Raw genomic sequence first — 12312 nt, forward strand, 5'->3', positions numbered from 1 at the left:
TTAATTAAGAGCGGAAATAATTCGTAATTCGTAATTCGTAATGACGCTTGCGGATTCGCTAACGTAATTCGTAATTATGAATTATTTCCGCCTTTTTCTTTCTAGCATTTACCCAAGGTATCTATAGATGGAAACCATCAATCACACTCACGAACACACTCACACTCATCCGAATTACCATCCACCTAACTATAAAAAACCAGGGAAGTTCAACAATCTTCTTAATCCCTTGCGTCGTGTGGTGAATGAAATTCAGGTTAAAAATAATCGCTTCGCTCATCTAATTTGCCAAACAATTCCTTGTTGCTGTCCCTTTGAGCGACAAATTAAATTATTTGGGCGGTCTATTGATATCCCAGCATTGTGTAAACTCAATCCTTTATATGAGGAATTTGTAGGATTGCGTTTCCGTGCTTTATCTTACCTCGCTGATGAATGTGGAGAGGATGTCAAAAAATACATTTGTTAGTCATTAGTCATTAGTCATTAGTCATTAGTCATGAGTTATTCAAATAACAAAGGGCAAATGACAAAGAACAACTGCCATCCAGCACGAAAAGAGAGATGAAAATCACCCAAGGCAAAATCAACGAGCTGCTCACTGAGTCAGGATGCGAGCATAATCAGCACAAACAATCCGAAAAGAAAAACAAGTCTTGCGCCCAACAGGCACAACCTGGCGCAGCTCAAGGGGGCTGCGCCTTTGATGGTGCAATGATTGCCCTAGTGCCGATCGCAGATGCTGCTCATTTAGTCCACGGGCCGATCGCCTGTGCTGGTAATTCCTGGGGCAGTCGTGGTAGTCTTTCTTCTGGCCCTCAACTCTACAAAATGGGCTTTACCACTGACTTGGGTGAAAATGATGTCATCTTCGGTGGCGAAAAGAAGCTCTATAAAGCGATTCTGGAACTCAAAGAGCGCTACCAACCAGCAGCAGTATTCGTCTACGCTACCTGTGTTACTGCCCTAATTGGTGATGATATTGATGCTGTCTGCAAAGCCGCAGCTGAAAAAATCGGTACTCCTGTTATTCCCGTCATTGCACCAGGATTCATTGGCAGTAAAAATCTCGGCAACCGTTTTGGTGGTGAATCTTTGTTGGAATATGTTGTCGGCACAGCAGAACCGGAACAGACAACGCCCTATGATATTAACTTAATCGGTGAATACAATATCGCCGGAGAAATGTGGGGAGTAACACCACTGTTAGAAAAATTAGGCATCCGTATTTTGTCTAAAATTACGGGCGATGCTCGCTACAATGAAATTCGCTACGCCCACCGTGCCAAGCTCAACGTCATGATCTGCTCACGAGCGTTGCTCAACATGGCGAGAAAGATGGAGGAGCGTTACAACATCCCCTACATTGAAGAGTCTTTCTACGGCATCGATGATATGAATCGTTGTCTGCGAAATATCGCTGCTAAATTAGGCGACGCTGATTTACAGGAACGCACAGAAAAGCTGATTGTAGAAGAAACGGCTGCTTTAGATTTGGCATTGGCTCCCTATCGCGCTCGACTCAAAGGTAAGCGGGTTATTTTATATACAGGTGGTGTTAAGAGTTGGTCGATTATATCCGCTGCTAAAGATTTAGGTATTGAAGTTGTTGCTACCAGTACTAGAAAAAGTACTGAGGAAGATAAAGCCAAAATCAAGAAGTTGCTCGGCAATGATGGCATCATGTTGGAGAAGGGTAACGCTAAAGAATTGCTACAAGTGGTTAAAGACACCAAAGCAGATATGCTGATTGCTGGTGGTCGTAACCAATACACCGCTTTGAAAGCTCGAATTCCTTTCCTTGATATCAACCAAGAACGTCACCATCCTTATGCAGGTTATGTGGGGATGATTGAGATGGCGCGGGAACTGTATGAAGCTCTGTATAGCCCAATTTGGGAGCAAATACGTAAGCCTGCTCCTTGGGATAGCGTTGGCGAAGCCTCTCGTAGAGAAGCGTTAGCGAGTCTTCTCCCAAGGGGAGACGCTAAGAGCGAACGAGCGTCAGAGGAGGAAGTTTAATGGCGATCGTTACTGTTTCCAATAAATCACTGACAGTTAATCCCCTCAAGCAAAGTCAAGCTTTGGGCGCAACCTTAGCCTTTTTGGGGTTGAAAGGGACGATGCCCTTATTCCACGGTTCCCAAGGTTGTACTGCTTTCGCCAAAGTTGTCCTGGTGCGGCATTTCCGGGAAGCGATTCCTTTAGCTACCACAGCGATGACAGAAGTCACGACCATTTTGGGTGGTGAAGAGAATGTGGAGCAAGCAATTCTGACTCTGGTAGAAAAAGCTAACCCAGAAATTATTGGTTTATGTAGTACTGGGTTGACTGAAACCAGAGGCGATGACATCGAGGGTTTTCTGAAGGAAATCCGCGATCGCCATCCAGAATTGAATGATTTAGTGATCGTTTTTGCACCTACCCCAGATTTTAAAGGTGCGTTGCAAGATGGCTTTGCTGTTGCTGTGGAAAGCATAGTTAAGGAAATTCCTCAACCAGGTGAACTCAGAACTGAACAAGTCACGATTTTGGCGGGTTCTGCCTTCACACCAGGGGATGTACAAGAAATCAAAGAGATAGTCACAGCCTTTGGACTGGTGCCTATCTTTGTACCTGACCTTGGGGCTTCCTTAGATGGACACTTAGAGGATGGTTATAGTGCGGTTACAGTCAGTGGAACTACCTTAAAACAGCTACGAGAAGTAGGTAGTTCTGCTTTTACCCTAGCATTGGGTGAAAGTATGCGGGATGCTGCAAAGATTCTAGAAGAACGCTTTGGCACACCTTATGAGGTGTTTAGCGAACTGACTGGATTAGAATCGGTAGATGAGTTTATCCAAGCATTAGCGATTCTGAGTGGTAACAGCGTACCCGAAAAATACTGCCGCCAACGCCGTCAGTTGCAAGATGCGATGTTGGACACTCACTTTTACTTCGGTGCAAAACGAGTTTCCCTAGCGCTAGAACCAGATTTGCTGTGGTCAACAGTGCATTTCCTGCAATCTATGGGAGCGCAGATTCACGCTGCGGTGACTACCACGCGATCGCACTTACTAGAAAAACTCTCGGTTAAAAGCATCACTATCGGTGATTTGGAAGATTTTGAGAGTCTAGCAGACGGTTCTGATTTGCTGATTGGTAACTCAAATGTAAGTGCGATCGCTAAACGGCTTTCGGTTCCTCTTTATCGTCTCGGACTGCCAATTTATGACCGTTTAGGTAATGGTCAGTTTACCAAAGTTGGCTATCGAGGCACGATGGAACTTTTGTTTGGCATCGGCAACTTGTTTTTAGAACAAGAAGAGTCATTAGTAGAGACGCGATTAATCGCGTCTGTACAATAATCATTCGTCAGTAGTCACTAGTCATTAGCAACTGACAACTAACAATTGACAAAGGACAAAGCACGATGAAAATTGCCTTTACGACAAGTGACGGAGTTCATATTAATACTCACTTTGGAGGGTCAGAACAAATTGATGTTTATGAAATTTCAGATGACGGATATCACTTTTTAGAAACTATCAAATTTAATTATGAAATCAAAGAAGAGAATAATGAGAGCAAACTCGCACCAAAAATTGAAGCATTAGGTGATTGCACAATTATTTACGTTTTAGCAATTGGTGGGAGCGCTGCGGCTCGGTTAATCAAGAAAGGTGTCACCCCCGTGAAGGCGCGATCGGAAGAAGACGAAATTAGTCAAGTGCTAACTAAGCTAGTGAAAACCCTCAAAGGTAATCCCCCACCTTGGTTACGTAAAGCTTTACAGCAAAAAACTACAAATTTTGCCGATGAAGTTGAAAATGAAGCAACAGTATGACCACAAATAATAGTGTTAATGGAACCGCTACAACTGAAGTCTTGAACTCGCCTTTCCTTAAGGTATTAATTAAACAAATTCGGGGTCAAGACAGTTATGGAGTTTATCGTAGTTGGTCGGATGAATTGATTCTCAAACCCTTTCTTGTCACCAAACAAAAGAAACGGGAAATCTCCATTGAGGGCGAAGTTGATCCGATAACTCAAGCACGAATTATGGCATTCTTTCGAGCTGTAGCTGCTGGGATTGAACAGGAAACAGGTTTGATATCCCAGGTTGTGGTTGATTTAAGCCATGAAGGATTTGGCTGGGCGTTAGTTTTTTCTGGTCGTCTTTTGCTAACTGTGAAAACCTTGCGAGATGCTCATCGCTTTGGCTTTGACTCGCTTGATAAATTAGCCCAAGAGGGAGAAAACTACGTCAAAAAAGGTATTGATTTGGCGAAACGCTTTCCGGAAGTTGGCAACCTGTAACAATTTTAGATTTTGGATTTTGGATTTTGGATTCAAGTTTTAATCACTAGTACACTGTGACAGAAGTTTGCCTACCTTTAAACAAAGGGCTTAATCTCTTTGTCGGGTTAATTGAGATGGTAGCTAGATTTCTGCCGTGCTGTACTAGTCTCATCACTATTTGATTAAAACAATATCATCCAATCCAAAATTTAAAATCTACAATCCAAAATCCAATGTGGAGTGGCTGATTGTGCAAGCAGAAGAAACCAGTATTGAGGAACTACAAGGACAAATCAAACGGCTTAACAGCAAAGCAGGTCAAATGAAAATGGATCTGCATGATTTAGCTGAAGGTCTGCCAACAGATTACAAACAACTTATGGATGTTGCAGCCGCAACTTATGAAATCTATCGCAAGTTAGATGAGTTAAAGCAACATCTGAAACAATTGGAGAATGCTAAATGACTGGAACAATTGATGAATTCAATAAGCTCGTAGATGCAGAAGAATTTTTTCAATTCTTTAAAATGTCTTACGACTTAGAAGTTGTAAATGTAAATCGTCTACATATTCTGAAAAAGTTTTCTCAATATATGAAGGAAATTGATGAGCAGTCTCCTGACTTGAGTCAAGAAGAGAAATTAAATCAATATTCTTTGGCTTTACAAAAAGCCTATCAGGTATTTATTGAATCAACACCTCACGAACAAAAGCTGTTCAAAGTGTTTAACGACAAGCCGAAAAATGTAGTCACACTGACAGAAATCACTTCTGATTAAGAGGTATAAATTGGTTAACCTAACGCCTACCGAATTAGAACGCTATCGTCGCCAAATGATGCTTCCGAATTTTGGCGAAACAGCACAGAAGCGCTTGAAGTCAGCGACAGTTCTGGTTACAGGTGTGGGGGGATTAGGCGGTACAGCGGCGCTTTACTTAACAGTAGCGGGCGTTGGGCGGCTAATCCTAGTCCGGGGTGGTGACTTGCGGCTGGATGATATGAATCGTCAGGTTCTGATGACCGATGATTGGGTAGGTAAGCCAAGGGTATTCAAAGCTAAAGAAACTCTGGACGCAATTAATCCTGATGTCCAAGTGGAAACTGTTCATGATTACATCACTCCGGAAAATGTAGATTCATTAGTGCAGTCCGCTGATATGGCTCTTGATTGCGCCCACAACTTTACAGAGCGCAATTTGTTGAATGAAGCCTGCGTGCGCTGGCGTAAGCCAATGGTAGAAGCCGCGATGGACGGGATGGAGGCTTACCTGACAACGATTATTCCTGGTGTGACTCCTTGTTTGTCTTGTTTGTTTCCAGAAAAGCCAGATTGGGATCGGCGCGGCTTTTCAGTTATAGGCGCTGTTTCTGGGACACTGGCTTGTCTAGCAGCGCTGGAGGCGATCAAGCTGATCACCGGGTTTAGTCAGCCTCTATTGTCACAATTGCTGACAATCGACCTGAATCGGATGGAATTTGCTAAACGCCGTTCTCACCGCGATCGCTCTTGTCCAGTATGCGGTAATAGTGCCCCTTGGAGACACGCGCAATCCAATTCGATGGAAGCCACGGGTATTGCACAAAATAGTTGATTTTCGTCCCCACCTGAAATCAGAACAACTAATCGCTATAAATCAGGAGACCTAATGGCCGTTATTTTATCAGAAAAAGCAGAATTACATCTGCAGGCATTGCTCCGAGGTTCCGCACCCAACGCTAATGGCGCAACTAAAGGTATCCGCATCTCAGTAAAAGATGGTGGTTGCAGTGGCCATGAATATGCAATGGATATCATCAGCAAGCCCCAACCAGATGATTTGGTAAGCCAGCAAGGCAAAGTGCTGGTTTACGTTGATGCCAAAAGTGCGTCGTTATTAGAAGGAATTGTGGTTGACTTCGTTGAGGGAGTGATGGAAAGCGGTTTTAAGTTCACCAACCCCAATGCAACTGATAAATGCGGTGGTTGTGGAAAGTCCCTCAAAGCAGGTGACAGTAAGCCTACTGGTGTACCTTGCAGCTAACATTATTCCGTTAGCGCCAAGTCAAGGAATTTTGGATTTTGGATTGCCGATTTTGGATTGAAAGAAACCACTCCACAAGAGTTGTGGCTTGAGGATTTGAAATTTTGGATAAAAGGATTTGTTCCACCCACACAATGTCGGGGCATGAACCGAAATAATTTTTAATTCTTCAATTCTTTAATCTAAAATCTAAAATTTAAAATCTAAAATTGGCACAGTCAATTGTAGAGGCTTCCCATAGATGCGTTGCCTTGCCTTGAGGTAGCTTCTAGTTCGTGTTGCATCCTTTACCGATATAGAGAAGCCAACTAAGCGTAGTATCTCCGTAAGAAGAAGGGAAGCAAAAAGTAGGATAGGTTGCTCAAAAACTTCGTAAATTAGACCAACTGTATAACATTTGAGGAGAATCGGGAAATGGCTTCCTACCAAGTTAGATTAATCAGCAAAAAAGAAAACCTCGACACCACAATTGAAGTTGACGAAGAGACCACTATCTTGGATGCAGCGCACGACAATGATATTGACTTGCCAGCTTCTTGTCAAGCAGGTTCTTGCTCTAGTTGTGTTGGCAAGGTCGTTGAAGGTGAAATTGATCAAGAAGATCAAAACTTCCTAGATGACGAACAGATTTCTAAAGGATTCGCTCTACTTTGTGTCACTTATCCTCGTTCTAATTGCACAATTAAGACACATCAAGAACCCTATCTTGTCTAAACTATTACTTTGGTTGCTACTTTTGGGAACCAAATAAAAGATGAAGGATGAAGGATGAAAATATACTTCCTTCTTCCCTTCACAATTCCTAATTTATAATTATTAAAATTATTGATAACGCGAGAGCGAGGAATCGTTACTTTCTATAAAACTCAGGATGAAACTATCTTGAAAAAACTTATATCAATGGGTGTAACACCAGGAACTACTATCATTTTATAACAAAACTTTTTTTGATTAATTATTCAAGTAGAAAACACATCTTTAGCAGTAGATATAGAAAGCATTCGCGCTATTTATATCCACAATATTGATAATTTAATTAATTAACATCTATAGAATATCTTCTTGACCTCACTCCTTTCCTAATTAATTCCACGAGTGAGGTCACTCAATTTATCGATATGAATGCAATTTCGTATTAAAGATACCGCTTGCAAAAAAAAGGCAACTTACCTATTTTTTATTCAACAGCAAGCATCACATCTGATGATTTAATCACGGCATAAGCCTGCTTACCTTCTACAAGTCCGAGATTTTCAGCTGATGATTTTGTGATTATTGACACTAACTCTACACCTGATGCCACTTCTAAAGTTATCTCAGTATTAACTGAACCATGTACAATTTTTTTGACAGTGCCTTGGATAGAGTTACGAGCGCTAATTTCCATTTTATGTGTGTGTTTGACTTCGTACTTAAACAAACTAACATTTTTTTTTGAAAAGAGGAAAAATTTTGATATTTCTTAATAACTGTTAGGGATATAAAGGAAATCTCAGCGTTATATTTATATCTCTGTTTTATTAGACACAAGATTCAATGGAAACATTACATCAAATTTGAGCAAGATAAGACAATGGGCAAAATCCCATTATTAAAGCTAGGCACACTGACGCTATAGCGGACTAGTAAGTATTTACGCAAAAGTTATATCTGCTATTACTCTAGATGATGAAATAATATTGTAAAAAATACTGCATTTAAATTGTATTTTAATATTTTCCTGAGATATATCTAGGCATCTTTATAAATGATTCATAATTCAAAATTATCATAGTGATAATATATAACTAAGCTAAATTGTTGCTAATCAACTTAGTACTCGACCAATCCAAAATTGCTGGATGAGGGCGGGGAGTAGGGAGTGGTAAAATATTTTTTTCATTTTACCAAACTTTTGAATACCTGAGAAAGTTGCTTAGGTAAACTACTAGACTTCAGCTACTCGTATAGGATTTTAAAATAATGGTGGGTATTGCCCACCATTAAGTTTTCCAAGCAACTTTATGCTAGGTAATTACTTACATTTTTGACATTTAAAGAACAATTATGAGTCAAGTTAGCAGGCAAGATTTGAGTGGATCAACAACCCAATGGCTAATAGCAAAAGGCTATAATCCTGGAAATTTAAATCAGTTAGGTGAAAATGGCGATACCGCTTTGATGAAAGCTACAAGAGAGGGAGTTTATGCAGTCGTCAAAGAACTGATTAATGCAGGTGTGGATATTAATGCTCGAAATAGCGATCGCAATAATGCTTTGTGGTTTGCTTGTTTTGGAAACCACTACGATTTAATTAATTTGCTGCTGGCTGTCAACATTAACATTGACAATCAAAATGATAATGGTGCAACTGTTTTAATGTATGCAGCATCAGCCGGAAAGACAGAAGTCGTTAAGTTACTTTTACCGCATCATCCTAACTTAGATTTGAAAAACTTAGACGACTATAAAGCTATCGATTTTGCCAGCAATGTAGAAGTTTTAAGGATACTCAAAAATGCCACAAAGTAAGATATCTGGCGAAGGCTATCATGACGCTACCAAGCATTCTTACTTATCAGTACAAATTAATCCAAATTATGTAGATGCCTCAACACAGCCATCTTCATTTAAAGTTTATCCCAAATTTTATCGGAGAGTGAAATTAAATCTCAATAATCCTGTTCATTCTTTCATCTGGTTAACCAGTGCGATAACTCTGGAAAAAGTGTATAAAGATGGCCCATATAAACTGCGAGTGAATCCATCAGCAGGCGCTTTGTACCCCACGGAAGTTTACGTACAGCTTCGCGGTATTGAGGGAATAATAGATGGTATATATCATCTAGAAGTTGAGAATAATTATCTAACACTCATCTATGAATTAATTGATGATGGCTTAGAGAGTTATATTATACCGGGCAAAAGTATCAACGGATTCATCTTTTTAATTAGTTGTGTTTATTATAGGTCTAGCTGGAAATATCAAAACAGGAGCATGAGATATTGCTTGTTAGATAGCGGACATCATTTAGGTGCAATCGCTGCTTCAGCTTTTCTCCACAACCGAGATATACAACTAATTTTTGACTTTGACAAACTCACTCTCAATTCAGATTTGGGATTTGAGAATAAAGAGTTTATCACTGCTTGTGCGGTGTCAGGAGAACTACAAGACAAGAAAATCAGACACTTAAGGCTGAAAGTTCCTTTTGTCTGCGGTACTGATTATTTTGAATCCAATCAATTTATTGAAGATACCTACCAAGCAACTACTCTACAAAATAGTCGCCAGCAGAAATTAGAGTATCCTCAATTTGACTTTGACAAGGATAAATTTTTTCAAACAGTTTGGAATAGACGTTCTATTAGACGTTTCCGGAAAGAGTCTATTTCTCAAGAAGATTATTTATATATAGTACAGCAACTTGAGCAGTCAATACCGACAGAAAATTATGAGGAAATAGAAATTTACTCAGTTGTGCATCGAGTAGAGGGAATGACACCTGGGTTATATAAAGGTACGTATCTGATTAAGACAGGTAATTTTAGTGAAAAGACAGGTTACTTATGTATTAATCAAGCTATTGCTAAAGATGGCGCTGTAACTTTATTTTTTGTGTCAGATTATTTAAATTATCAAACTGCTATGCAAATAGCTGGTTTTATCGGACAGAGACTTTATTTAACTAGTAATTATTTGGGAATTCAGTGTAGTGGAATAGGTGCTTATTATGATCAGGAAACCCAGGAATTATTAGAAACAAATAAAGATGTACTTTATGGAATGGTAATTGGAATATAAGTAGGAAGCTAAAGAAAGATGTATTACTGTAATGGTGATGACTCACATCCTATGCAACCGACATCAGCAGATATTATCCTGCGACAGCAACTAGAGGATTCTATTAGTAGATACTTTTATGAGGCTTGCGATCGCACGATTCAAAATCTTCTATCTACTTGTCGGTGGTATGTCACAACCCATGCAAATGCTCTGACATTGGTAATTGAATGTCCCGATCAAGTTACTAATTGGCGTATTTTGCAAAAAATAGTCCCAATGGGGACATTACTCTACGGAGTTGTCAGCAGTGCTAAAATCCGTGTTTGTCCGCCAGAGATTCAAGGCGTACCTTTTGAAATGAGGGTAGATGAACTTTCTGTTTATCGGGATTGGGCGTGATTCAATTTTAGATTTTGGATTTTGGATTGTTAACTAAAAGTTGATATTCTGTTTGATAAGTGCAGCTACCTCTTCAAAAACCAAATCAGCAGAATGTTTGATAGCAGGACTTAACTCTAGTCCGAAAGCCAGATTTGCTGCTTCAATTAAATAAACTGTCACGTCTTCGGGAAAGTCATTCTGAAATATTTTCCGTCCGGCGGCTAAAGCATTATCCCAGCGAAAATCGTGCAAGTTATAACTAGGTTCTGGCAAAGCTTCCAGTTCTTTTCCTGGAACTTTAAATACAGCACCCGGTTCAGAACCAGTTGAACTTGCATCAATAATTACTAATTGTTTACTACCTCTAGCTTGAAACATTACTTCCATCCCTGCGGTGCCACAGTCATAAACACGCACATGAGGATTAGGGTTTTCAGCGAGATATTTTTGTAAGCGTTGGGCAATGATTACGCCTACTGCATCATCACTGCGATTGAGATTTCCGCAACCAATAATAGTTAGCATAGAATCAGATTAAGGCTACACAAGCTTTTAGGCTTTTCTTAGTGCGATTCCACTAAGAGTGGTTGAATAAATAGGTAGACATTTCTTGCCAGTTCTAAATGCAGAGAGTAGTTGAAGAAATTTCATTGAAAGCATGGCCTGCTTTTGAAACTATCAACCATCGTGGTTGGCTAATGCGTTTTGCTGATGGTTATACCAAGCGAGCAAATTCAGTGAGCGTTCTGGATCAAATTGATTTAGACATTGAAGAAAAAATTACTTATTGCGAGTCTCAATATCGAGCGCGTAAACAAAACCCTATTTTCCGCTTGCTCTCATTCACTAACCCAGAGGTATTAGATGAACGGCTAGCCACAAGGGGATATCAACTAATTGAGCCATCCCTAGTAATGGGCATGACATTATCAGAGCGATCACTTAATCTTGTACCTATTATAAATCAGGAAACTTTGAAGGATTGGTTAGTTGCTTACCATAAATTGAAAGTTTTGGCAGAGCAACCATCAAGTATTCATCATATGATATTGGCAGGAATACAGTCAGAAATACTGTTTGTGTCATTCAAGCAAAATGAGGAAATTGTTGCTTGTGGAATAGGTGTTTTAGAATGTGGTTGTTTAGGCATTTTTGACCTTGTTACTAGTCCAATACAAAGGCGGCGTGGCTATGCAACAGCAATTATTCAGGGTTTGCTTCAATGGGGTATTGATAAAGGAGCTTACTTTTCTTATATACAGGTAGTCAAAGCGAATATTCCAGCTCGGAACCTGTATGAAAAACTCGGCTATAAACCAATTTATGAATACTGGTACCGAGTAGGCTCTAATTCAGGCAATGAGAAATGACTAAAACAGAGGCTATGACTAATAATATAGACAAAGCCTCTGAAAAATTATTTTTGTAAGCGTTGGGCAATGATTACGCCTACTGCGTCGTCACTGCGATTTAGATTTCCGCAACCGATAATAGTTAGCATGGGATAAAATTTAATTGTTTAAGCAGTTGCAAACTCAGTTAAAGCGCGTTTACTTGGAGGATGAAAAGCTAACACAATATCACTTTGAGGAACCCCTGCGTTTAATAATTCTGTGGCGATACCTTCTTCAGTCCAATCTTCTTCAATCCAAATTTTGTTATTTTTAATCCGAATATGTACAGTAATGCCTTTAATTCGGCGATTTTTTTGCCAGCCAATCTGAAACCATAGATATTGATCGCGTTGATCATCGAGTGCTAAAAGGCTCTCTACATCGTCATCAGGCGAGCTATTGCAGAGGCGATCGTATTGTATGAGAATATTTTTAATGATGTTTCTGTAGTGACTTAGTTTATCCAT

At 39.9% G+C, this 12312-nt stretch carries 18 protein-coding genes and 1 pseudogene; 15 read left to right on the plus strand and 4 right to left on the minus strand.

What is annotated here, in order from left to right; genetic code table 11:
- Positions 1-127: 127 nt before the first annotated feature.
- The 11 genes from V7K40_RS07510 to V7K40_RS07560 all read left to right on the plus strand — a co-directional run bounded on the left by V7K40_RS07510 (position 128) and on the right by V7K40_RS07560 (position 7240).
- Positions 128-469 carry a Mo-dependent nitrogenase C-terminal domain-containing protein gene (locus V7K40_RS07510; RefSeq protein ID WP_334958192.1) on the plus strand — a complete coding sequence of 114 codons (342 nt, stop codon included), beginning with the start codon at positions 128-130 and terminating at the stop codon, positions 467-469.
- A 95-nt stretch (positions 470-564) separates the two neighbouring features.
- Positions 565-2022 carry a nitrogenase iron-molybdenum cofactor biosynthesis protein NifE gene (gene nifE / locus V7K40_RS07515; protein ID WP_334958194.1) on the plus strand — a complete coding sequence of 486 codons (1458 nt, stop codon included), beginning with the start codon at positions 565-567 and terminating at the stop codon, positions 2020-2022.
- The gene (nifN, locus tag V7K40_RS07520; protein ID WP_334958196.1) at positions 2022-3347 is read left to right on the plus strand and encodes a nitrogenase iron-molybdenum cofactor biosynthesis protein NifN; all 1326 of its coding nucleotides are present in this window, start codon (positions 2022-2024) and stop codon (positions 3345-3347) included. Before nifE ends, nifN begins: the two co-directional genes overlap by 1 nt.
- Positions 3348-3412: 65 nt before the next feature.
- On the plus strand, positions 3413-3826 hold the full coding sequence (gene nifX / locus V7K40_RS07525) for a nitrogen fixation protein NifX (protein WP_334958198.1): 414 nt from the start codon (positions 3413-3415) through the stop codon (positions 3824-3826).
- A complete protein-coding gene (locus V7K40_RS07530; protein ID WP_334958200.1) occupies positions 3823-4299 on the plus strand; it encodes a NifX-associated nitrogen fixation protein in 477 nt (158 codons plus the stop codon). The genes nifX and V7K40_RS07530 overlap by 4 nt, the downstream gene beginning before the upstream one ends.
- Before the next feature lie 232 nt (positions 4300-4531).
- The gene (locus V7K40_RS07535) at positions 4532-4747 is read left to right on the plus strand and encodes a CCE_0567 family metalloprotein (RefSeq protein ID WP_334958477.1); all 216 of its coding nucleotides are present in this window, start codon (positions 4532-4534) and stop codon (positions 4745-4747) included.
- A complete protein-coding gene (nifW, locus tag V7K40_RS07540; RefSeq protein ID WP_334958202.1) occupies positions 4744-5061 on the plus strand; it encodes a nitrogenase-stabilizing/protective protein NifW in 318 nt (105 codons plus the stop codon). The genes V7K40_RS07535 and nifW overlap by 4 nt, the downstream gene beginning before the upstream one ends.
- A gap of 10 nt (positions 5062-5071) precedes the next feature.
- Positions 5072-5875 (plus strand): HesA/MoeB/ThiF family protein, encoded by an 804-nt coding sequence (locus tag V7K40_RS07545; RefSeq protein WP_334958205.1) that lies wholly within the window; start codon positions 5072-5074, stop codon positions 5873-5875.
- Between the two features lie 54 nt (positions 5876-5929).
- Positions 5930-6304: an iron-sulfur cluster assembly accessory protein gene (locus V7K40_RS07550; RefSeq protein WP_334958207.1), complete on the plus strand. Its 375-nt coding sequence runs from the start codon at positions 5930-5932 to the stop codon at positions 6302-6304.
- A 414-nt stretch (positions 6305-6718) separates the two neighbouring features.
- Positions 6719-7018 carry a 2Fe-2S iron-sulfur cluster-binding protein gene (locus V7K40_RS07555; RefSeq protein WP_273768381.1) on the plus strand — a complete coding sequence of 100 codons (300 nt, stop codon included), beginning with the start codon at positions 6719-6721 and terminating at the stop codon, positions 7016-7018.
- A 111-nt stretch (positions 7019-7129) separates the two neighbouring features.
- Positions 7130-7240, plus strand: coding sequence for a FeoA domain-containing protein (locus V7K40_RS07560; RefSeq protein ID WP_334958210.1), 111 nt, complete (start codon positions 7130-7132; stop codon positions 7238-7240).
- A gap of 241 nt (positions 7241-7481) precedes the next feature.
- On the opposite strand, the gene V7K40_RS07565 is transcribed toward V7K40_RS07560, so the two are convergent.
- A complete protein-coding gene (locus V7K40_RS07565) occupies positions 7482-7691 on the minus strand; it encodes a molybdopterin-binding protein (protein WP_298918576.1) in 210 nt (69 codons plus the stop codon).
- Positions 7692-8350: 659 nt separating this feature from the next.
- Here V7K40_RS07565 and V7K40_RS07570 point away from each other — a divergent pair.
- Genes V7K40_RS07570 through V7K40_RS07580 form a run of 3 tightly spaced genes read left to right on the plus strand, consistent with a single transcriptional unit; the run spans position 8351 to position 10469 of the window.
- Entirely contained in the window at positions 8351-8815 is a 465-nt protein-coding gene (locus V7K40_RS07570) for an ankyrin repeat domain-containing protein (RefSeq protein WP_334958212.1), read from the plus strand.
- The gene (locus V7K40_RS07575) at positions 8802-10088 is read left to right on the plus strand and encodes a SagB/ThcOx family dehydrogenase (RefSeq protein WP_334958214.1); all 1287 of its coding nucleotides are present in this window, start codon (positions 8802-8804) and stop codon (positions 10086-10088) included. Before V7K40_RS07570 ends, V7K40_RS07575 begins: the two co-directional genes overlap by 14 nt.
- A gap of 18 nt (positions 10089-10106) precedes the next feature.
- Positions 10107-10469, plus strand: coding sequence for a hypothetical protein (locus V7K40_RS07580; RefSeq protein WP_334958216.1), 363 nt, complete (start codon positions 10107-10109; stop codon positions 10467-10469).
- Between the two features lie 33 nt (positions 10470-10502).
- Here the strand turns inward: V7K40_RS07580 and V7K40_RS07585 are convergent, their stop codons facing one another.
- Complete coding sequence (locus V7K40_RS07585) at positions 10503-10976, minus strand: hydrogenase maturation protease (protein WP_334958218.1); 474 nt, start codon at positions 10974-10976, stop codon at positions 10503-10505.
- A gap of 125 nt (positions 10977-11101) precedes the next feature.
- On the opposite strand from V7K40_RS07585, the gene V7K40_RS07590 reads away from it, so the two are divergent.
- Complete coding sequence (locus tag V7K40_RS07590) at positions 11102-11821, plus strand: GNAT family N-acetyltransferase (RefSeq protein WP_334958220.1); 720 nt, start codon at positions 11102-11104, stop codon at positions 11819-11821.
- A gap of 50 nt (positions 11822-11871) precedes the next feature.
- Here the strand turns inward: V7K40_RS07590 and V7K40_RS07595 are convergent.
- Both V7K40_RS07595 and V7K40_RS07600 read right to left on the minus strand, forming a co-directional pair.
- Positions 11872-11952 (minus strand): annotated as a pseudogene (locus V7K40_RS07595) (hydrogenase maturation protease); the annotation flags it as partial.
- Positions 11953-11970: 18 nt separating this feature from the next.
- On the minus strand, positions 11971-12312 hold the full coding sequence (locus V7K40_RS07600) for a XisI protein (RefSeq protein WP_334958222.1): 342 nt from the start codon (positions 12310-12312) through the stop codon (positions 11971-11973).

Source organism: Nostoc sp. (genome assembly GCF_036917195.1).
Lineage (GTDB): Bacteria > Cyanobacteriota > Cyanobacteriia > Cyanobacteriales > Nostocaceae > Nostoc.